Below are 20,857 nucleotides of genomic sequence, written 5' to 3' on the forward strand. Positions count from 1 at the left end.
ACTTTATTGTTCCAAAACATGACGACATAAGAAGCGAAAATAGCATTGAACCTGTTATGAGTTGTTTCTTCATAAAGTGGAGTATCTCTTAAGCAATTCGTTTAACAATGCAGCCAATTGCCGCATTTTTCTCTCGCGTTTAAATATGCAATTATCAAGCCGCAATGGAGTGGCTAATTTATGATTTATTGCCCTCCCCTAGTTTTTATCACTGCTATTATCTGCAATAATGCAGCCTTAATCACACTTATTTGGGCTAACATGACTGTAGAAAACGAAGCTCTGACCCTAAAAAAACGCTTTCGCGGCTATTTTCCAGTGGTCATCGACGTGGAAACCGCAGGGTTTAACGCTGAAACCGATGCATTATTAGAAATCTGTGCCATTACATTAAAAATGGATGAAAACGGAGATCTGCACCCTGCATCAACGCTTCATTTTCACATTGAGCCTTTTGAAGGCGCAAATATAGAGCAGGCAGCATTAGACTTTAACGGAATTAAAGACCCATTTAGCCCATTACGTGGTGCTGTGTCGGAACAAGAAGCCCTTAAAGAAATCTACAAGCTAGTGAGAAAAGAACAAAAAGCTTCAGATTGCAGTCGTGCAATCATGGTTGCTCACAACGCTACATTCGATTTGAACTTCGTTAATGCGGCAAGTGAGCGCTGTAAGCTTAAACGCGTCCCGTTCCATCCATTTGCAACTTTTGACACTGCAGCTCTTAGTGGTCTTGCCTACGGTCAAACCGTTTTGGCTAAAGCTTGCCGCACTGCAGGGATGGAATTTGACAACAAAGAAGCACACTCTGCTTTGTATGATACGCAAAAAACCACAGAGTTATTTTGCGGCATAGTAAACAAATGGAAAGCCCTTGGTGGTTGGCCTCTTGTTGACGAAGAATAAAAAATAGAGTCGGTAAACGTTTGTTCGTATTGCCTTCATAAAAAACACAACATCCCGAGAATAATATGAATCCTGTTGTAATTTCAGTTTGCATCATGCTTGTTTTAGCTTTGATGCGCGTAAACGTAGTCGTTGCTCTGACGTTCAGTGCCATTATCGGTGGCGTAGCCTCTGGTATGAGCGTGAACGATGCTGTCGCGGCTTTCGAAAGTGGATTAGGCGGCGGTGCAACTATCGCACTTAGCTACGCCATGCTTGGTACATTCGCTGTTGCTATCTCTCGATCTGGTATCACAGATCTCCTTGCTCAAAGTGTTATCAAACGCATTCACGGCAAAGAGAACAGTGCAGCGTCGACTGGTCTAAAATACGGCATCCTTGCGTCGTTGATCTTAGTGACCATGTCTTCGCAAAACGTGATTCCAGTGCATATCGCCTTCATCCCAATCTTAATCCCACCTCTATTAGGCGTATTCGCAAAAATGAACCTAGACCGTCGTCTGGTTGCGTGTGTGCTGACTTTTGGTTTGATTACGCCTTACATGGTTTTGCCGATTGGTTTTGGTGGTATCTTCCTAAACAACATCCTGCTTAAAAACCTTCATGACAATGGTCTTGAAAACGTAGTAGCTAGCCAAGTACCTATGGCAATGCTATTACCGGCTGCGGGTATGATCTTCGGCTTGCTAACGGCAGTATTCTTTACTTACCGTAAGCCTCGTCAATACAAAGAAACCTCTCACACTGTTGTTTCAACAGAAGTGAAAGAGATCAACAAGAAGCACATCCTAGTGGCGGCAGCGGGTATCGTTGCAGCACTAACGGTTCAGCTATCAACAGGTTCTATGATCATCGGTGCACTTGCTGGTTTCATGGTATTTACCTTCGGTGGCGTAATTGCTTGGAAAGAGACGCAAGACGTCTTCACCAAGGGCGTTCACATGATGGCAATGATCGGTTTCATCATGATTGCAGCGGCAGGTTTTGCGGCAGTAATGAAGCAAACTGGCGGCGTTGAATCTTTGGTTGAAGCACTTTCAACCAGCATCGGTGACAACAAGCCTCTAGCAGCACTACTTATGCTCATTGTTGGTCTATTGGTGACTATGGGTATTGGTTCTTCATTCTCAACGATTCCAATCCTTGCAACTATCTACGTTCCGCTAGCAGCAGCATTTGGCTTCTCGCCAATGGCAACCATCGCTCTAGTAGGTACGGCAGCAGCACTTGGTGATGCGGGTTCTCCGGCTTCTGACTCAACATTAGGTCCAACATCTGGTCTAAATGCTGATGGTCAACACGAGCACGTATGGGAAACCGTAGTACCGACGTTCCTGCACTACAACATCCCACTGATCGTATTCGGTTGGATTGCAGCCATGGTTCTGTAATTAGGTTCTGTCGTTAAAGAATCCTACGCTAACTTTTATAAAGACCGCCTCGTGCGGTCTTTTTATATCCGGGATTTCTCATGCCTCGCTATCTCGTTAAGCAGCATACGTCAGACAAAAGAAAAGGCTTACTCTTATGAGTAAGCCTCAGAAATCATTGCGTCAATAAATACAACTCTCGCTGAATTATACTGTGGGAGCATTACTCACTAGAATTTCGCGAATAGACTTAAGTGTTGCTTCAGTTGAGTGATAATCTAATTCAACTTCACTAAAGATCCCGTTCACTTCAAGCATTAATGTCGGGTAAGAAAATACACCCATTGCTTCTTTAAAGCCTAACTGATCATCTAACTCACTTTCTAACAACTTGCTTGAAAGGTCATTTTCAAACTGTTGAACATTCATACCTAGTTCTTCAGCTAGCTGCAGATGTGTGTCTTGGCTATGAGGCAGCATCGCACGAAGGTAGTAAGCATGTTGAATCGCTTCAAGCATCGCTTCATAGTGGTCTTGGAAACCGGCTGCAATCACAGCGCGACAAGCAGGATAAGTGCTGCGAACGGGCTGGCACTCAGTCCAAAATTCGTGATTGAATTCTGTACCTAGTTTGGCCTCAATTTGCTTCCAGATAGCTTGCAGCTTGCTCTTCATCTCTTCTGACATTGGCTCATCAGAATCAGGAGCTAACCCACCTACTACGTAGTTAAACTCAATGCTCGCAGGCAATTGCTGTTTCAATAACTCAAGTGTTGGCTTGTAACCCCAACACCAGCTGCACATTGGATCATGCACATAATGAAGTTTTACGTTCATCGTTCATTCCTTATCGAGTCAATGATTCGATCAATTCAAACAAAAAAGGAGCCTGATTAAGGCCCCTCATTTTACTGTTCAGCGTAAAGGCTGGAACTTACTCAGCGTCATCGCCAGCAACTTTAGCAGCCGCTTCTTTGATGATTGGTTGAAGTTCACCTTTTTGGAACATCTCAAGAATGATGTCGCAACCACCGATTAGCTCACCTTCAACCCAAAGTTGTGGGAAAGTTGGCCACTGTGCGTAAGCAGGAAGCTCTGCACGAATATCAGGGTTTTGTAGAATATCTACATAAGCAAATTTTTCGCCACATGCCATTAGAGCTTGAGACGCTTGAGAAGAGAAACCACAGCTAGGTAGCTTAGGAGAACCTTTCATGTACAGTAGAATAGTGTTTTCTTCAATTTGCTGTTTGATTTTATCGATAGTTTCCATTGCTTCCTCGTTAATGGATTACGGCTTTTATTGCCTTTATTCTACCCCAAACTAAAAGAATAAAAACCATATAAAAAAAGCGGTTAACAAGCTAAGCTAACAATTCACACAAAAGTGATGAAATAAGCTTTTAATAAAGTAAAAACTTGCTAAACTATATCGCAAGTCAGCAAATTGACCGTGGTTGGCAGTATAGCGAGCCATGAATAATAATATCACTGGAAGCAATCGAAAGAGTTAACTCTTTCATATCAATGGAGAATTGAGCAATGGCATTTGAACTACCGGCTCTTCCTTACGCGAAAGACGCGCTAGAACCACACATCTCAGCAGAAACGCTAGATTTCCACCACGGTAAGCACCACAACACTTACGTTGTTAAGCTAAACGGTCTTATCCCAGGTACTGAGTTTGAAGGCAAAACACTAGAAGAGATCGTTAAGACTTCTACTGGTGGTGTTTTCAATAACGCTGCTCAAATCTGGAACCACACGTTCTACTGGCACTGTCTTGCTCCTAAAGCAGGCGGCGAACCAACTGGCGCTGTTGCAGAAGCTATTAACACTGCATTCGGTTCTTTCGAAGAATTCAAAGCAAAATTCACTGATTCAGCAATCAACAACTTCGGTTCTTCTTGGACTTGGTTAGTTAAGAAAGCTGACGGTTCTCTAGACATCGTTAACACTTCTAACGCTGCTACTCCTCTAACAGAAGAAGGTGTTACTCCACTTCTAACTGTTGACCTATGGGAACACGCTTACTACATCGACTTCCGCAATGTTCGCCCTGACTACATGGCTGCATTCTGGAACCTAGTAAACTGGTCTTTCGTAGAAGAGAACCTAGCTAAGTAATTATTACTGACGCTGCGCTATTTATAGCGAGTTATCTATTGAAAGCTCATGCCTCGGCGTGAGCTTTTTTGTCTCTGTCGTATTCCACAAATCTAGACATTGCGTAATAAACCCACCAATAAAGCTTACTTCTCGACCGTTCCTCTACACCTTGCGTAAATTCTCTATTTGCCTGTAATTAAACACTAAAGTTTGCCGACCCCATGCCGTTAAAGGTGTATTCAATGAGAGGCATCATGCAAATACATACTTTAGACAAAGCGGGAATCATCAACGAACTGAAGTTCGGCATCGGGATCAGCCAAGCGGTTGAGCAAGGTCGCCGTGCAGATTTCGCGTTGCTGCTATCTATGTTTTCTAATGATGTTCGTGATTGCACGCCAATTGACACCATTGAAATCACTGAGACAACTGAAGACCGCCTGCGCAAACAATTTGGCGTAGCAGAACCACAACCATTGCGTTCAAATCAATCGTCGTATGAGATTTCAGCTCAGCAATCTAATCATTTTCATCAAGCTAGCCTTGCGAGTGCCAAACTTTGCCACTATTTAAAGCCTGAAGCGCTTGCCTTCATGCCTGAAGATACGGCCGACTTACCCGAAGAAATTTATCAAAACCTTTCAGGTCATGATCGACGTAAATTGGCAAACAAGCAGTTACCTGATTTGCCACTTGCTACGCTCTACAATGAACTATCAACTGCCCAGCGTCAGTATCAAATACAAGCTCAAGTATAGCGGTCACCTACCTTTCCTCGTTTTCCCCTATATTCTTAATTAGATCACGCCTCTTAAGTATTCACATGAGTAATATGAACCACTAGCCTTGGGTGAACATGAATTACGAGTTGCCGATTACTACTTGAAGTTACTGCGAAATGTGAGCTGCCACTAAGTTCATAAAAACTTATCAATTAGCACGCCTTAGTTTGAACCTCTTCACACCCATTGTATGAAATTTAACCCATCCTTATCCTTCATGGACGATTTATTTAGGTGTTGGGATGGAAATAAAAAGCTCAATCATATTGGTGACATCTGCAGGTTCGCGCCTCGGAGGGACAATTGCGAACCACTTTGTTAACCTTGGAGCCACCGTCATCCTCTGTGATAAAGACACGGAAGCACTTCAAGCGACCTATTTACAATGTGCCCGTTTTTCTGACTCGGTTTACCATTACACGCTCAAAAGTAATGACAACCAATCGATTCTCAGCGTGTTTGATTTTATTCAAACCACCTTCAACACTACGCCCGATGTATTGGTCAATAATTGGATAAGCTCCCCTATGCCAAGCCTAATTGGCGATCAGCCTGTCAGTAGCTTTATCAATGATCTTTCTTCTATGGCTACGACTCTTTTCGCATTTGGGCAAATCAGTGCTGAACGCTTGCGAGAAGAGGAGAAAGAAGGCGTGATTGTGAATGTGATATCTCATGATGACTTTCATGATGTGTCCGGCTTAGAGAGTGCGAACTCAATGATTACCGGCTTTACCCATAGCTGGGCCAAAGAACTGACTCCATTTGGTATTCGAGTTGGCGGTGTTGTCCCTGCTGTCCATAATTCCGATGGCAAACTCAACCGATGCCACTGGGCGCAGCTGCAAGATGAACTGACCAGAACAACGGAATACATCGTCTCTAATGATTACTTTAGTGGACGAGTGGTAGCAGCTGAGGTTTAGTTCTTCCCCGATGCCAAGCACATTTAAGCCATTCATTTCTAATCGAGTGACGTAAGTCTAGCCTTTCAAGCCGCGTAGAGCAGGCAGCAAACATAAAAAAAGCCCCAGTCTTTCGACTGGGGCTTTAAACTTTTCCCGATAGATAAGGTTCGTGCTAGCGAAAACTTATCTCAAAACTAATGCTTACTTATTATGCGTTAGCTTTTTCTTTTTTAGCTTTTGGTGCTTTCGCTTCAGCTGGCTTTTGGTCTGCTTTCTTAAGGATAACTGTAGTACCTTCGAAAGTTTCGCCTTCAACGTATGGTTGGCCGAAGTAAGAAGTTGTTAGAACTTCTTTTAGCTCAGTGATTAGAGGGTAACGTGGGTTAGCACCTGTACACTGGTCATCGAACGCTTCAACAGCTAGCTCGTCTAGTTTAGCAATGAAGTCAGACTCGTTAACACCCGCAGCTTGGATAGATAGTGGGATGTCTAGGTCTTTCTTAAGCTCTTCTAACCAAGTCAGTAGACGTTCAATCTTCTGAGCAGTACGGTCACCAGCTTGGCTTAGGCCTAGGTGGTCAGCAACTTCAGCGTAACGACGACGTGCTTGTGGACGGTCGTACTGAGAGAATGCAGTCTGCTTAGTTGGGTTATCGTTCGCGTTGTAACGTACAACGTTAGAGATAAGTAGTGCGTTAGCAAGACCGTGTGGTAGGTGGAACTCAGCACCAATTTTGTGAGCCATTGAGTGACACACACCTAGGAATGCGTTCGCAAATGCTACACCAGCGATAGTTGCTGCGTTGTGTACTTTCTCACGAGCGATTGGGTCAGCCGCACCATTTTTGTAGCTTGATGGTAAGTATTCTTTAAGCATCTTAAGAGCTTGAAGAGCTTGACCGTCTGAGTATTCGTTCGCTAGAACAGATACGTAAGCTTCAAGAGCGTGAGTTACTGCATCGTAACCACCGAACGCTGTTAGAGACTTAGGCATGTTCATTACTAGGTTCGCATCAACGATAGCCATGTTTGGCGTGATTTCGTAGTCAGCTAGTGGGTACTTAGCACCAGTCTTGTCGTCTGTAACAACAGCGAATGGAGTAACCTCTGAACCCGTACCTGAAGTTGTAGTGATACATACAAGCTCAGCTTTTTGACCCATTTTAGGGAACTTGTAGATACGTTTACGGATATCCATAAAGCGCATTGCTAGTTCTTCGAAGTGAGTTTCTGGGTGCTCGTACATAACCCACATGATCTTAGCAGCATCCATTGGAGAACCGCCACCTAGAGCAAGGATTACGTCAGGTTGGAAGCTCTTCATTGCTTCAGCGCCTTTCTCAACAACAGATAGCGTTGGATCCGCTTCTACGTCGAAGAAAGTTTGAACTTCGATGCCTTGTGCTTTAAGCAGGCTAACTACGTCATCTGCGTAACCGTTGTTGAATAGGAAACGGTCAGTTACTAGGAATGCGCGTTTCTTACCTTCTAGGTCGCTCATTGCGATTGGAAGGCTACCACGACGGAAGTAGATAGACTTAGGTAGTTTGTGCCACAACATGTTTTCAGCTCGCTTCGCTACAGTTTTCTTGTTGATAAGGTGCTTAGGACCTACGTTCTCAGAGATAGAGTTACCACCCCATGAACCACAACCTAGAGTTAGAGAAGGTGCAACGTTGAAGTTGTACAGGTCACCGATACCACCGTGAGTAGTCGGGATGTTGATTAGGATACGAGCCGTCTTCATCTTGTCACCGAAGTAACGGATGCGGTCTGCGTTAGTATCTTGGTTAGTGTAAAGACCAGATGTGTGACCGATACCACCGATTTCAACCATAGTTACCGCTTGAGCAACTGCGTCTTCGAAGTCGTCAGCGCGGAATAGACCTAGAGTTGGAGATAGTTTCTCGTGAGCGAATTCGTCATCGTAAGAAACTTTACCAAGACCTTCACCTACAAGTACTTTTGTATCAGCAGGAACTTTAACACCAGCCATTTCAGCGATTGCTGGAGCAGGTTGACCTACGATTTTAGCGTTTAGGTTGCCGTCGATAAGAAGCACTTTACGTACTTTATCAGCGTCAGCTTTAGATAAAACGTGAGCTTTGTGAGAAGCGAAACGCTCTTTAACTTCGTCATATACTTCGCCAACAACGATTGCAGCTTGCTCAGAAGCACATACAACGCCGTTATCGAATGTTTTAGACATAAGGATAGATGCTACAGCACGTTTGATGTCAGCTGTTTCATCGATAACTACAGGAACGTTACCAGCACCAACACCGATAGCAGGCTTACCAGAAGAGTATGCTGCTTTAACCATGCCTGGACCACCAGTAGCAAGGATAAGTGCAATACCGTCGTGCTTCATAAGCGCGTTAGAAAGCTCTACAGATGGTTGGTCAATCCAACCGATGATGTCTTTTGGAGCACCAGCTGCAACAGCTGCGTCTAGAACCAGTTTCGCTGCGTCGTTAGTTGAGTTCTTTGCACGTGGGTGTGGCGAGAAGATGATGCCGTTACGTGTCTTAAGAGAGATTAGAGATTTGAAGATTGCTGTAGAAGTTGGGTTCGTTGTTGGAACGATACCACAGATGATACCTACAGGCTCAGCGATAGTCATTGTGCCTAGGTTGTCATCTTCTTCTAAGATGCCACATGTTTTTTCGTCTTTGTATTTGTTGTAGATAAATTCAGATGCAAAGTGGTTTTTGATAACCTTATCTTCAACAATACCCATTCCAGATTCAGCAACTGCTTGTTGAGCAAGTGGGATACGAGCGTGGTTAGCAGCAAGAGAAGCTGCGCGGAAGATTGCGTCTACTTTCTCTTGAGAGAATGTTGCAAACTCTTCTTGTGCTGCTTTAACGCGAGCTACTAGAGCATCAAGTTCCGCTAAGTTAGTTACAGGCATGGTGGATCTCCTAAAATAATAAATATTAAAAACTTTTTATTAAATTCGCTGCTTACCTTTAATACTAAACAACAGCGTTCTTAGTAAATTGCTTTCAGGGCTGAGTATATTATTTCACTGTGTGAAAAAAATTGACCCAGATCAGTTACCCAAAAAGAATTAACCAGAAAGTAGTAACGCAATCGCAAAACTACCACTAAACACATGATTTATATAGATTTAAATCACACTTATCGTTAGAGCAAAAAACAAGCAAACAGACAATTAATTTCTACATAGCATCATAAACTGTAAAAAAGTTTCATTTTTAGTCCGTTAAATTACATGTATACAGCTATATTCGTGCTACTGAGAGTATATCCATACCGTTTCACGGGCTAGATTCTGACATAATTTTTATTAAATTCGTGCGTTGGTTAACAGTTACCCAATAAGAAGTTACAAAATGAAACACTAGCGACTAGCTTGCAACAAGGCCACTACAAAAGTGAGATTCAATTAGTTTTTCTAAAAAAAAACACCTATTTCAGGTTAGTTTTTTTCATTCGTGCAAATTGAGTTTGTCCCTTACATTACGCGCCTAGACTATTCACAGATCAAACCTTCAACCTTAAGTACGCTAACTGGAGATCGCTCTCATGCAAGGCTTAGAACTCGCAATTTTTATGCAATTCTTCCTTGGGCTTGTTGCTGCCGTAAACCCAATCGGCATCATGCCTGTTTTTGTTTCTCTTACTGCTCATATGCCGCCAGAAGAGAGGAACAGGACGGCCTTACAAGCAAACATTGCAGTTGCCGTGATCCTAATTGTCTCGCTTGTTGCGGGACAAATGCTTCTTGATATGTTTAGTATCTCGCTAGACTCTTTTCGTGTTGCAGGTGGTTTGCTATTACTGAGCATCGCATTCTCGATGATGAGCGGTAAGCTCGGTGAAGATAAGCAGAACAAACAAGAGAAATCTGAATACATCAGTAAAGAGCAAATCGGTGTTGTTCCACTTGCTATGCCGCTAATGGCAGGTCCGGGTGCAATCAGCTCGACCATTGTTTATGGATCTCGCTATCCAGCTGCGATTGATACGATCGGTATTGGTATTAGCATCATCGCATTCGCAACGTGCTCTTGGCTCCTGTTCCGTTCAGCGCCAGTTATCGTTCGCTTTTTAGGTCAGACAGGTATCAACGTCATCACTCGTATCATGGGCTTGATTCTTGGCGCATTGGGCATCGAGTTCATCGCCAATGGCCTACGTAATCTGTTCCCAGGTTTGGCATAACAGTTAACGGCGTTTAAGTTGTTCTAAAATAGGCAACCAAAATTGAAATAGAAACGAGGCGAGTAAAGCAAATGGGCTTTCACTCGCCTCGTTATTATGAAGCTTGTATAATGACTGTTAATGCATTTAACAGAAGATGAACCTCTCCTTATGTCACGCAAGCCACTCAAGCATCATTTGTACGTCATTATCTTTGGTACTCATACCCCAGCCGGACGCGCATTTGATATATCACTGATCGTTGCAATCTTGGCTTCGCTGTTAGTCCTGATCTTAGAGTCGATACCTCATGTCATGACTGAATGGTCACAACAGCTGCGTTATATTGAATACACCTTTACTGCGCTCTTCACTCTAGAGTATTTGTTAAGACTCTATTGTTCTCCAAAACCAAAATCTTACGCCACCAGCTTTTATGGTGTCGTAGACCTATTGGCGATTCTTCCGACCTACCTAGCGATCTTCTTCCCTGGTGCGTCGTTTATGGGTGTGGTGAGACTGCTGCGTGTAATGCGTATCTTCCGAATCCTAAAGCTGGTTCGTTATCTTCAAGATTCCAATATTCTGTTGCGCTCACTATTAATGGCAAGACGAAAAATTCTCATCTTCTTCAGTACAGTCGGCATCTTGGTTGTGATCTTTGGCGCTCTGATCTTTGTTATTGAAGGCCCAGAAAATGGCTTCACTAGTATTCCCCACAGTATCTACTGGGCGATTGTGACGATCACAACTGTTGGTTACGGAGACATGGTTCCGCAAACTGCAATCGGCAAAGCCATAGCATCACTGACCATGCTATTGGGTTACTCTATCTTAGCGGTACCAACCGGGATTATTACGGCCGAACTCAGTAATGAAATGAACTCACACAAAGAGTTGGTAAAATGCCCTAACTGTAATCGTGCTGGTCATGACTCTGACGCCATGTATTGCAAACACTGCGCTAGCGAACTAGCCGATCCAGATAAGCGTGTTGTGACTGAAGAGAAATAAAAGCAGATGCGGGATTCGAGTAGCGAGATGCGAAAAAGATTTAAGAGCAGTTTCGTGATTTGAGTATGTGACACAAAAATACTCAAAGGGTGGCGTTTATCGTCACCTTTTTTGATGTTTGTTCACTGAGCCAAAACGAGATTCCCGACTACACTCCTTCGTCGCTATCGGGAATGACGCAATTTAATTTAGGAGAAAAACGTCATCCTCAAGAGCGAGGAACGAACGAGTTGGGATCTCTTCCTTGTCCCATTCCAACGAGAAGATTTAAGTGAAATCGCGAGTGAAATTAATCAACCTTCCGCGATCAAAAAAGCCGATGTGTTAACACCGGCCTTTGTCTCTCACAAAGCTAAGCATTCACAAAGAGTAGAGCCTGCTTTAACTTCTTAATAGAAAGAGCTTTCGATTATACTTTCTCAGCAAGGATAATGCGCAGAGTGCGACGTAGTGGTTCTGCAGCACCCCAAAGCAGTTGGTCACCCACGGTGAAGGCGTTTAGGAAGTCGTTACCCATAGACATCTTACGTAGACGACCTACTGGTACAGACATAGTGCCTGTTACTTTCGCTGGTGTTAGCTCCTGTGCCGTGATGTCGCGGTCGTTAGGAATCACTTTAACCCAATCATTGTGAGTCGCGATGATCTCTTCGATCTCGTCCATTGGCACGTCTTGCTTAAGCTTAATCGTCAGTGCTTGAGCGTGACAGCGCATTGCACCGATTCGTACACAAGTACCATCAATTGGGATTGGCTGACCATCTAGACCAAGAATCTTGTTCGCTTCAACACCGGCTTTCCACTCTTCTTTGCTCTGACCGTTTTCACGTTTCACATCAATCCAAGGGATTAGAGAGCCAGCAAGAGGAGCTCCAAATTGGTCTGTTGGGAATGAAGATGAACGTATCGTATCCGCAACCTTCTTATCAATATCAAGAATTGAACTTGAAGGATTCGCTAACTCAGAACTTACGCTGTCGTTGATCACACCCATTTGTGAGATAAGCTCACGCATGTTCTTAGCACCTGCGCCAGAAGCCGCTTGATAAGTCATGGCACTCATCCACTCAACCATGCCTTTCTCGTAAAGGCCGCCCAGAGCCATCAGCATCAAGCTCACTGTACAGTTACCGCCAACGAAAGTATTAGTGCCGCTGTGAATGCCTTGCTGAATTTGAGCCAAGTTAACAGGATCAAGAGTGATGATAGAATCAGCGTCCATACGCAGAGTAGAAGCCGCATCAATCCAGTAACCTTTCCAACCGGCTTGACGCAGTGCTGGGTAAACTTTTGATGTATAGTCGCCACCTTGACAGGTAATCACAGCATCCAGCTGTTTTAGGCTATCAATATCAAAAGCGTCTTGAAGTAGACCCGCATCTTTGCCACCTAGAACAGGGGCAGGAATACCAATCTGAGATGTGCTGTAATAAACAGGCTCAATCAAGTCGAAGTCTTTCTCTTCAACCATACGTTGCATCAGTACAGAACCAACCATACCGCGCCAACCAACTAGACCTACTCTCATCGCTCACTCTCCATGTATAAATTAAAAATTGCTCTCCCCCATCTATAAGTTTTTCAGAAACAGAACTCAAGTGCTTTTTGTCAAAAAGTGTAACTTTTTCGTTTCTTTTAAGTGAACGTAATGAATCATGCAGTTATCGCTGTATCGACATACCACCTACACCTCATTGATTAAGCCCCTATTACCGTCAGATTCAAACATTTACCTAGCCAAAACAAGCCTAAGTCGACGTTCGTCACAAACAGTAAATCCCGCTTTTAAATCAAGGTTAATCAGAGTTTTATTTTACAAAACGAAAACAACGTGCGACAGATTACAACATGTAACAATCATGAATTTAACAAAATTTCAGATTATGAAACCACAATTAACTCAGTTAGCAGTCAAATATCACAACTTGGATGTATTTTTTCGATATAATAAACTAATTACTGTAGTGTCCGTTTTGCACCACACACTATAACGAAGCACTATAAATGCTCGAAATCACAAGAGGCTTTTATGAAGCAGAGTAAAACTCGCCTACCGAACCTATTACAGGTATTCATCGCGTTAGGACTATTTCTATCCCTTGCTTTTTCCTTTACTGCGAAACTTGACCTTCCAATTCAACTTGCCTTGTATATTGGCTGGTTCATTATCATGGTTCTTGGTATTCGTCTTGGACACCAATACAAAGACTTAGAAAAAGCAGCACTCAAAGGAATATCCAATGGCTTAGGCGCGGTTTTAATACTTTTAGCCGTTGGCGCTCTTGTTGGTACTTGGATCTCAGGCGGGATCGTACCTACTATCATTTACTATGGTCTGAAAGCTATCCACCCTTCTATCTTCCTTTTAGCGACCATGATCATCTGTTCTCTAACTGCATTGGCGACCGGCACTTCTTGGGGTGCTGCGGGTACAGCCGGTATCGCGATGATGGGTATTGGCCAAGGCCTTGGTGTTCCAGCGCCAATCACGGCTGGTGCGGTACTGTCGGGCTGTTACTTCGGCGATAAGATGTCTCCGCTCTCTGATTCAGTGATTCTGGCATCTTCAATGTCTGGTGTTGAAGTGGTCGAACACATCAAGGGTATGCTTCCGGTTGCGTTAATCAGCTACGTGATTACAGGCATTATGTTCACTGCGTTTGGTTTCCACTACGCGGGCAACGTTGACATGAGCCAAGTCGACTCTGTAATCAAAGCGATGGAAGTTCAGTTCTACATCACGCCTTACTCATTTGTTCCGGTACTTATCGTGCTTGGCTTACTGGCTTTCCGTATGCCTTCATTCCCGGTCATCAGCTTTGGTTCTCTGTTGGGTATTATCTGGGCAGTCATGATCCAAGATATCGACTTCCTAACTGCATTCAACACGGCTTGGGCACCGTTCTCAATCTCATCTGGTGTCGAGTTTATTGATTCGATTCTTAACCGTGGCGGCATGTCTTCAATGCTTGGTTCGGTGGCGGTTATCGTATTTGGTTTAGGTTTCGGTGGCTTACTGGACAAAGTAGGCGTGCTAGAGACAATTGCTAAGGTGTTTGAGCGCCGCGTAAACAGTGCAGGTTCACTAGCGACTAGCACAATTGGTACGGCTTTCATGGGTAACGTGTTCGGTTCTGCAATGTACGTATCGTTAATCCTTACACCAAAAATCTGTGCGAAAAACTACGACCGTTTAGGCTACAAACGTAAGAACCTATCTCGTAATGCTGAGTTTGGTGGTACGTTGACGTCGGGTATGGTTCCGTGGAGTGATAACGGTATCTACATGGCGAGTATTCTAGGTGTTGCGACGCTGTCTTACGCACCGTTCATGTGGTTAAGCTTCATTTGTATCATCGTGACTATCGTAACGTCTTACATGGGTTGGTTCGTTGATAAGTGTGAACCAACAACGCCAGCGCTTGAAACTGAAGAAGCGGCAGAGCTAACTAAGCAACAAGCCTAGTGCTTAATCGTTCAGGGCGTTAGAACGCAAAGAAAACGTTAATGGTATAAATGCAAAAAGAGCGCTCTAGGCGCTCTTTTCTTATCTGCTGATTTTTTATTTGCTGGCGGTTCGTTTACCCAACCAGTAACCGATGCCTAACGGTGCGAAGAACACCACCAAGATAAACAGGATGAAGTAGATAATCACACCTTTGATCAACTCCATCAGCTTATCTATTGCAAGTACCACTACTTCTTGGGATACACGATCAAGGTCTTGCGTGAAGAGTTCTCTTTCTGAAGTGACAATACCTGCAATCTCGATACGTTCTTTCTCGATCATCTCCACCAATGCTTCTCTCTCGCGCGTCACCATCTTTTCTAATGCCACACGCTCATCACTCAGCATCGCTAACTTTTGGTCGGTTTTATCGCTAAGGTCGTTAAGCAACGGCTGCATTTCTGTCGACATAATAGAAGCCAATGTTTGCATGTATTCTGGGTTGTTCTCAATGAAGTCTTGCATGCTGGCTGATGTTTGACGAAGGCTTTCAAGAGTCATCGAAAGATCCTCGCCTGTTAGCGAACTATTCAACGCAACCAGCTCTGCCTTCCAAGACATCAGTTTAGGTGTTTGGTCTGCCATTAGGCTTAGACGATCAGAGGCGTCACTCATTGCTTCTGGCATGGTGCCCAAGCTCTGGACTATTTGCGATTCATCTTTGCCAAGGTAACTTAACCATTCACGGTATGCAGGTGTGCTTCTGAATGTGAGGTCTTTAAATGGGTGGCTAGCAACAAACTGAGCAACGAACGCTTTGCTGTTCTTGAAATCACTCGAGCTCAACACACCCTTTGCCAGTTTCTCTGCTTCTTGGTCAAGAAAACGAGCAGTCTCTAATGCATCATCTGTCGTGAACAGCTCAGCGCCATCGCCTTGGCTATAAAACTGATTCATTTGGGCAGTAAAAACCCACGAGTCAATTAACGCAGACATAGGGGAAGTTTGGTAAGCCGCTTGCTGTAAGCCTTGCTCTGCGTGGATCTTCCAAAGCAAAACATAAGATTGATGTAAGGTGTCATCAGCAGGGTAAGATTGCGCGATGAGATCGGCCGAGTCTTCTACGCGTGTAAAAAACATCTTAGCGTATTCACGCGTCATGATCCGAGCATTCAACTCTTGTTGAGTAAGAGGCGTCGTTTGACTATCTAACTTAACTTCTAATAGAGAACAACCACTTAGCACAATACTAAGCACCAACACCATCCAACTTCGACACGAAACTCGTAACATATAAACCTCTGACAAAGACTAAGGGCGCGGATTGTATGAGCGCTTCGTCAGAGTATTGTCAAAATTCTTGTAAAAGTTAATGCTGACTGTCTAAATATTCATGAGCAGAATCCACAGAGGCTTTTATTGCCTGCTCTAGCTCAGCCAAATCATGTTCACTGATCGCTCGAGAATGCTTCATCGTCATTTCAATGCTTGCAGCAATGATGGCTAATCGAGACGCTTTAATACTGCCAGCCACACCTTTTAAACTATGTACAATGCGAGCAGCGGAGGTTTCGTCTTTGGTCAGCAAAGACTTAAACTTTTCGTAGTCACCTGCGTGATCTTGTACAAACACACCAAGCAAGAGTTCGACAGATTCAGCATCACCATCGAGCGTTTCTAACATGTCCTCAATATCAATCGCAGGCTTTGAATCTGTGACACTGGCAATCTGCTTCTCTGCCACTGATGCCTGTTCTGGGGCGGGCTGAATAGAGTGTTGTTGAATAGATTGCTGCTGATGGCTTGCTGACGTGTCCTCGAATACAACAGCGTCGCTATCTACGTGTTGCACCGCAGAGGAAACAACATTACTAGCAGAAGCTTCTTCCTTACTTGGATTGGTTTCTGGTTCAGAGCTAAGTTCTTGGTCTACTTCTTCCATTATTTTTTTGGACCTAACGCTCCACAACACTATCGCGCTCATCGCCATTAAGCTTAAGCCTAACATCACCAATAGTAGGTTGAATTGACGCTCATGGAACTCAGCTTCAAGTTTAATGATCTGTTCATTCACTGAGTTTTTCTTAATCTTATCGACCAAATAGTTAAGCTGAGCGTAATCACTCAACAATGCAGAAGCATCAGCCAGTAACTGTTGGAGTGCATCTTGTTCTTCGGTTTCTAGTGAGTAAGACTTTTCTAGAATGGAATCAAAGGCTCGATAGGTCGCTGACGAACTTTGACTGTCAGAATACATCGCTTCAAATACAACAACTCCGAATTCGTTGAGCAGCGGTTTTAGCTTAGGGGAAAGTTCTTTATCAGCACGCAAGCTCTTAATATTATCAACGATGTCTTGAACTTGGCTTTCGATCGGGATGAACTCATCAAACTTTTCTAAGAACTGATCGGCTACGTAAAGCAGTTGATTCACATCAGGACGAAACAAAGCATGTTGGAAGTCTGATTCAATCTGCAGTCGGATCGAATAAACCAACTGAGCATCGAGTGCGAGATCATTGATGCGAGAAACTCGAAGCGGTTCTGAGAAATAAAGCGATTGCCTCAACTCGTTGACTCGAATACCGAGCTCTTCGATTTGAGCAAGTGAATTGGTGTAGGAACGGCTTAGATTAAGGAGAGCTAATGAAGGAAGTAGCCACAGAGCCAAGAGCACAACCAAGAAGGTGGCCGGTTTTTTAAAGCGTTTGGGCTTTGCTACTGATTGTTCCATCTATATTCCTTGTGCGTGTTAACTTGAAGCCATGACAGTAGCTAAAAGACTAAGCACAAAATAAGCGACAACATCCTGCTGCCGCTTTTATCCGTTAACTTCGGACTATGACTTATTGCGAGTCAGTTGGTCACGTAAGTTCGGTGGTGTGCCTTTAATCGTTAGCGTGTCTGTTTCCGGATCGTAAAAGATACGTTCGCCTAGAAGCAGACTATCAAAACTAACATTCAAACCGCCACCAGCACCAACAAATTTTGTTAGTTTACGCATAGTTGCGCGATCGGCTGGGAAACTGTCTTCTAACTCGTAGCCTTGCTCACTAGTATAGTCAAAGAAGCTGGTACCATCTGTGCTTGCTGGCAGCTCACCAGAAAGTTCACGAACTTGCACTTCATCGCCCGCTTTAAGCTGCTCGTTACAGTAATCCGCAACCTGCTTTTTGTAGCTGATTGCTTCTTCTTTCTCTAACTTAGAGTCAGAAACGAAATCTTCAACAGCTTGCATCAGTACTTGGTTTTGCTGCTTCGCATCCAGGCCCACTTCTGCTTGCAAGAAATCTAAAAAGAAATCCGCGACTTTACGGCCAACACGTCCTTTAATGTAAGTTAAGTAACGGTTTGACTCTTTGTCAGTCTCATAAGTAGAAAGGTCTAGGCGAGCCGCGATATCCATTTTTGAGATATCTAAGTAGTCAGTCGCGCTGATATCTAGCCCTTCGGTTACCTTTAGGCTTTGGTTTGAAGGCAACAAACCAATGAAAAGGCAATCTGTCGCAAGTGACTGATATTCAGCCATTACCAAGATACCTTCGTCAGCGAATGGGTACTTTGATAGTTCGTCTTTTAGACGTTGCGCACTCTTTTGAGAAAAATCGTAAAAGTTTGTCTCACCAGCACGAAGTTGATGCAACCACTGCTGGAATTCGCTGTCAGATTTGAAAGAACCAAACCCTTTGCCCGCTTTTGAGTTAAAAACACGGTGAAGTTCAGCAACTAGGCTTTCAGATGAAGCATCGTTCTCTAGAGATTCAGCACGATAGTTAACAATCAGCTCATCCTGATCGTTCTTGCTCAGCTGGTGTAAAATTACGTTGGAAAGGTGAAGGCTCATAGTGAAAATATTACCGTTCAGGTTTCAGTTGTCGTGCATAGTAGGTTATCATAAGCCGCTTTTACTATCATTATTAGAGTCCTTATGCCGATTATATCTAAATACACAGATGAACAAGTTGAAAAAATCCTAGCTGAAGTAGGTGCTGTACTATCTAAGCACAAAGCTTCACCAGAACTTTCACTGATGATCGCTGGAAATATCGCAACCAATGTCTTAAATCAGAATGTTGCTGCTTCACAACGCAAAGGAATTGCTGAAAAATTTGCCGAGGCTTTAATTTCTTCTCTTGAAGATAAAAAGTCTCACTAAATTTGATTGACGGATAAAAGAATTATAAATGGTAGACAGCGCAAACTCATATAGCGATCGTGTATCTCGCCTAGTTGGCTGGGGTCACTGGTTTGCATTTTTCAACATCATTGCTGCGATGTTGATTGGTACTCGTTATATTACTCAATCTGCTTGGCCAGAAACCTTGCTAGGTCAATTCTATTTGGCTGCATCGTGGGTTGGTCATTTTGGCTTTTTAGTGTTCGCGCTCTACCTGTTAGTGCTGTTCCCGCTCACTTTTATTCTTCCGTCGAGGAAGTTATTACGTTTGGTTGCCGTCATTTTCGCAACCATAGGTTTAACTGTCCTACTGATTGATACCCAAACGTATCAAAATATAAACCTCCACCTGACGCCTGTCGTGTGGGAGGTTTTATTCAGTGGAGAGGAATCTGCATTCACGTCTGATTTGCAACATCTCTTCATCGTTATGCCATTGATCTTCTTATTACAGCTAGGTCTGTCTGAGTGGGTTTGGCGTAAGCAGCGTAAACTGTCTCATAAACACATTGGCCGTCCGATTACTGCGGTCTTCTTCTTGTGTTTCATCAGCAGCCACTTAACCTACATGTGGGCTGATGCGTACTTCTATAACCCAATTACTAGCCAGAAAGCGAACTTCCCACTGTCTTACCCAATGACAGCGAAAAGCTTTATGGAAAAACATGGTCTTTTAGACCGTGAAGAATACCTCGAGCGTTTGGAAGCGAATAAAAGTAATGTAAACCTAGTTAGCTACCCGCTAGAACAAATTCAATACAACCGCCGCAGTGATGATCTTAATATCCTGATGGTGAGTGTGAACAACCTTCGCTCTGACGCACTGAATGCGACAGCGATGCCAAATAGCTATGCCTACGCACAGCAGTCGATCAACTTCACCAACCACTACAGTTCAAGCAACGATATGTTTGGTATTTTCGGCTTGTTCTATGGCCTACCAAGCAGCTACGCAAGCAGTATCGAAGCTCAAGGGTCAAGTTCAGTGTTGCTCGATGTTTTAGAGAATCACGATTATAAGTTTGCTGCTTTCAGTGGCGACAACTTTAGTGATGCACTTTACTCGGATATTATCTTCCGAGGCCGTGATGTTATGCCAGAACAAGCAACTTATGATGACCAGAGCGCAATAAAAGCTTGGTCTGACTGGATTCAATCACCGCAAGCTAAACGCCCTTGGTTTAACTTTATTGAACTGACCACACTGGATAACTTCGCGAGCTACGATTCAAGCTCTGAATCAGACTCGACCTTAACGACAGCTGAACGTTTTGCTGCAGACTATCAACAATCAGCGACAGCGGCCGATGCTCAGTTAGCAACAATCTATGCTGAACTGGAACGCTTAGAGCTCGCAGACAATACAGTAGTCATCATTACCTCTAACCATGGTACTGAGTTTAACGAAACGAAAACCAATAGCTGGGGTGCTAATTCCAACTACAGTCGTTATCAGTTACAGGTACCACTGTTTATCAGTTGGCCTGGTAAGTCTGCTTCTGAATACACGCACCGTTCGAGTCACCTAGACGTATCAGTGACGCTGATGCAAGAGCTATTGGGCGTATCTTCGAATCCAACGGATTTCAGTAGTGGCCGTAGCCTGTTTAATGAACGTAAGAGAAAGTGGATTCTCGCGGGCGACTCTCGTGAGCTTGCTCTTGTTACCGACCAGCAAACAACAGTGTTAGATAAGTTTGGTAACTACAAGTTGTACGATCAAAATTACAAACGCTTGAAAAACGAAAGCCCTCGCTTACCTGTGTTGATGCAAGGCTTAACTGAGCTACAGCGTTTTTACACAAAAAATGACTAAATAAACTGCAAACAGAAAAGGGAAGCCATTGGCTTCCCTTTTTTATTGTCTTGAATGACTAGAAAACAAGCAACAAAACAAAATTATGAAAATTAAGGGTTTACAAGACCCTCTGCCCCTTATATTATTCACGCCACTGGAGGGATGGCTGAGTGGT

Annotated in this window: 17 protein-coding genes; 10 read left to right on the forward strand and 7 right to left on the reverse strand. The window is 43.7% G+C overall.

Translation table 11 applies throughout. The features are described from left to right. Window positions 1-261 precede the first annotated feature (261 nt). Complete coding sequence (rnt, locus tag BCT34_RS14380) at window positions 262-906, forward strand: ribonuclease T (RefSeq protein WP_017061178.1); 645 nt, start codon at window positions 262-264, stop codon at window positions 904-906. 65 nt (window positions 907-971) lie between these two features. Beyond that, window positions 972-2,297 (forward strand): Na+/H+ antiporter family protein, encoded by a 1,326-nt coding sequence (locus tag BCT34_RS14385; protein WP_076656926.1) that lies wholly within the window; start codon window positions 972-974, stop codon window positions 2,295-2,297. Window positions 2,298-2,483: 186 nt separating this feature from the next. Here the strand turns inward: BCT34_RS14385 and BCT34_RS14390 are convergent, their stop codons facing one another. Beyond that, a complete protein-coding gene (locus BCT34_RS14390) occupies window positions 2,484-3,113 on the reverse strand; it encodes a DsbA family protein (RefSeq protein ID WP_076656925.1) in 630 nt (209 codons plus the stop codon). Between the two features lie 97 nt (window positions 3,114-3,210). Next, on the reverse strand, window positions 3,211-3,549 hold the full coding sequence (locus BCT34_RS14395) for a Grx4 family monothiol glutaredoxin (RefSeq protein ID WP_004741702.1): 339 nt from the start codon (window positions 3,547-3,549) through the stop codon (window positions 3,211-3,213). Between the two features lie 269 nt (window positions 3,550-3,818). Between BCT34_RS14395 and sodB the strand changes: the two genes are divergently transcribed. The 3 genes from sodB to BCT34_RS14410 all read left to right on the forward strand — a co-directional run bounded on the left by sodB (window position 3,819) and on the right by BCT34_RS14410 (window position 6,093). Next, window positions 3,819-4,403 (forward strand): superoxide dismutase [Fe], encoded by a 585-nt coding sequence (gene sodB / locus BCT34_RS14400; RefSeq protein WP_060982275.1) that lies wholly within the window; start codon window positions 3,819-3,821, stop codon window positions 4,401-4,403. 236 nt (window positions 4,404-4,639) lie between these two features. Continuing rightward, the gene (locus BCT34_RS14405; RefSeq protein ID WP_277869194.1) at window positions 4,640-5,143 is read left to right on the forward strand and encodes a VC2046/SO_2500 family protein; all 504 of its coding nucleotides are present in this window, start codon (window positions 4,640-4,642) and stop codon (window positions 5,141-5,143) included. Between the two features lie 266 nt (window positions 5,144-5,409). Then, window positions 5,410-6,093 (forward strand): SDR family oxidoreductase, encoded by a 684-nt coding sequence (locus tag BCT34_RS14410; RefSeq protein ID WP_076656923.1) that lies wholly within the window; start codon window positions 5,410-5,412, stop codon window positions 6,091-6,093. A 190-nt stretch (window positions 6,094-6,283) separates the two neighbouring features. Here BCT34_RS14410 and adhE read toward each other — a convergent pair whose 3' ends face one another. After that, on the reverse strand, window positions 6,284-8,989 hold the full coding sequence (gene adhE, locus BCT34_RS14415; protein WP_048659757.1) for a bifunctional acetaldehyde-CoA/alcohol dehydrogenase: 2,706 nt from the start codon (window positions 8,987-8,989) through the stop codon (window positions 6,284-6,286). Between the two features lie 638 nt (window positions 8,990-9,627). Between adhE and BCT34_RS14420 the strand changes: the two genes are divergently transcribed. Both BCT34_RS14420 and BCT34_RS14425 read left to right on the forward strand, forming a co-directional pair. Further along, window positions 9,628-10,266, forward strand: a complete 639-nt coding sequence (locus BCT34_RS14420; protein ID WP_076656922.1) for a YchE family NAAT transporter — start codon at window positions 9,628-9,630, stop codon at window positions 10,264-10,266. Between the two features lie 150 nt (window positions 10,267-10,416). Further along, window positions 10,417-11,259, forward strand: coding sequence for an ion transporter (locus BCT34_RS14425; protein ID WP_076656999.1), 843 nt, complete (start codon window positions 10,417-10,419; stop codon window positions 11,257-11,259). Between the two features lie 409 nt (window positions 11,260-11,668). Here the strand turns inward: BCT34_RS14425 and asd are convergent, their stop codons facing one another. Next, a complete protein-coding gene (asd, locus tag BCT34_RS14435; protein ID WP_076656921.1) occupies window positions 11,669-12,787 on the reverse strand; it encodes an aspartate-semialdehyde dehydrogenase in 1,119 nt (372 codons plus the stop codon). Window positions 12,788-13,288: 501 nt separating this feature from the next. Between asd and nhaC the strand changes: the two genes are divergently transcribed. Continuing rightward, on the forward strand, window positions 13,289-14,725 hold the full coding sequence (nhaC, locus tag BCT34_RS14440) for a Na+/H+ antiporter NhaC (protein WP_076656920.1): 1,437 nt from the start codon (window positions 13,289-13,291) through the stop codon (window positions 14,723-14,725). Between the two features lie 96 nt (window positions 14,726-14,821). Here the strand turns inward: nhaC and BCT34_RS14445 are convergent, their stop codons facing one another. From BCT34_RS14445 to yejK, 3 genes are all read right to left on the reverse strand, one after another. Next, the gene (locus BCT34_RS14445; protein ID WP_076656919.1) at window positions 14,822-16,000 is read right to left on the reverse strand and encodes a chemotaxis protein; all 1,179 of its coding nucleotides are present in this window, start codon (window positions 15,998-16,000) and stop codon (window positions 14,822-14,824) included. Window positions 16,001-16,076: 76 nt separating this feature from the next. Then, window positions 16,077-17,441, reverse strand: a complete 1,365-nt coding sequence (locus BCT34_RS14450) for an Hpt domain-containing protein (RefSeq protein WP_076656918.1) — start codon at window positions 17,439-17,441, stop codon at window positions 16,077-16,079. A 105-nt stretch (window positions 17,442-17,546) separates the two neighbouring features. After that, window positions 17,547-18,551, reverse strand: a complete 1,005-nt coding sequence (yejK, locus tag BCT34_RS14455) for a nucleoid-associated protein YejK (RefSeq protein WP_076656917.1) — start codon at window positions 18,549-18,551, stop codon at window positions 17,547-17,549. An 84-nt stretch (window positions 18,552-18,635) separates the two neighbouring features. Between yejK and BCT34_RS14460 the strand changes: the two genes are divergently transcribed. Both BCT34_RS14460 and BCT34_RS14465 read left to right on the forward strand, forming a co-directional pair. Then, a complete protein-coding gene (locus BCT34_RS14460) occupies window positions 18,636-18,863 on the forward strand; it encodes a YejL family protein (RefSeq protein ID WP_004740674.1) in 228 nt (75 codons plus the stop codon). A 28-nt stretch (window positions 18,864-18,891) separates the two neighbouring features. Next, window positions 18,892-20,700, forward strand: coding sequence for a DUF3413 domain-containing protein (locus BCT34_RS14465; protein WP_076656916.1), 1,809 nt, complete (start codon window positions 18,892-18,894; stop codon window positions 20,698-20,700). Window positions 20,701-20,857 lie beyond the last annotated feature (157 nt).

Source organism: Vibrio sp. 10N.261.45.E2 (assembly GCF_002875705.1).
GTDB lineage: Bacteria > Pseudomonadota > Gammaproteobacteria > Enterobacterales > Vibrionaceae > Vibrio.

Coding starts and splice junctions, on each gene's coding strand:
- rnt (WP_017061178.1), top strand. CDS start 262: ATGACTGTAGAAAACGAAGCTCTGACCCTAAAAAAACGCTTTCGCGGC.
- BCT34_RS14385 (WP_076656926.1), top strand. CDS start 972: ATGAATCCTGTTGTAATTTCAGTTTGCATCATGCTTGTTTTAGCTTTG.
- BCT34_RS14390 (WP_076656925.1), bottom strand. CDS start 3,113: ATGAACGTAAAACTTCATTATGTGCATGATCCAATGTGCAGCTGGTGT.
- BCT34_RS14395 (WP_004741702.1), bottom strand. CDS start 3,549: ATGGAAACTATCGATAAAATCAAACAGCAAATTGAAGAAAACACTATT.
- sodB (WP_060982275.1), top strand. CDS start 3,819: ATGGCATTTGAACTACCGGCTCTTCCTTACGCGAAAGACGCGCTAGAA.
- BCT34_RS14405 (WP_277869194.1), top strand. CDS start 4,640: ATGCAAATACATACTTTAGACAAAGCGGGAATCATCAACGAACTGAAG.
- BCT34_RS14410 (WP_076656923.1), top strand. CDS start 5,410: ATGGAAATAAAAAGCTCAATCATATTGGTGACATCTGCAGGTTCGCGC.
- adhE (WP_048659757.1), bottom strand. CDS start 8,989: ATGCCTGTAACTAACTTAGCGGAACTTGATGCTCTAGTAGCTCGCGTT.
- BCT34_RS14420 (WP_076656922.1), top strand. CDS start 9,628: ATGCAAGGCTTAGAACTCGCAATTTTTATGCAATTCTTCCTTGGGCTT.
- BCT34_RS14425 (WP_076656999.1), top strand. CDS start 10,417: ATGTCACGCAAGCCACTCAAGCATCATTTGTACGTCATTATCTTTGGT.
- asd (WP_076656921.1), bottom strand. CDS start 12,787: ATGAGAGTAGGTCTAGTTGGTTGGCGCGGTATGGTTGGTTCTGTACTG.
- nhaC (WP_076656920.1), top strand. CDS start 13,289: ATGAAGCAGAGTAAAACTCGCCTACCGAACCTATTACAGGTATTCATC.
- BCT34_RS14445 (WP_076656919.1), bottom strand. CDS start 16,000: ATGTTACGAGTTTCGTGTCGAAGTTGGATGGTGTTGGTGCTTAGTATT.
- BCT34_RS14450 (WP_076656918.1), bottom strand. CDS start 17,441: ATGGAACAATCAGTAGCAAAGCCCAAACGCTTTAAAAAACCGGCCACC.
- yejK (WP_076656917.1), bottom strand. CDS start 18,551: ATGAGCCTTCACCTTTCCAACGTAATTTTACACCAGCTGAGCAAGAAC.
- BCT34_RS14460 (WP_004740674.1), top strand. CDS start 18,636: ATGCCGATTATATCTAAATACACAGATGAACAAGTTGAAAAAATCCTA.
- BCT34_RS14465 (WP_076656916.1), top strand. CDS start 18,892: ATGGTAGACAGCGCAAACTCATATAGCGATCGTGTATCTCGCCTAGTT.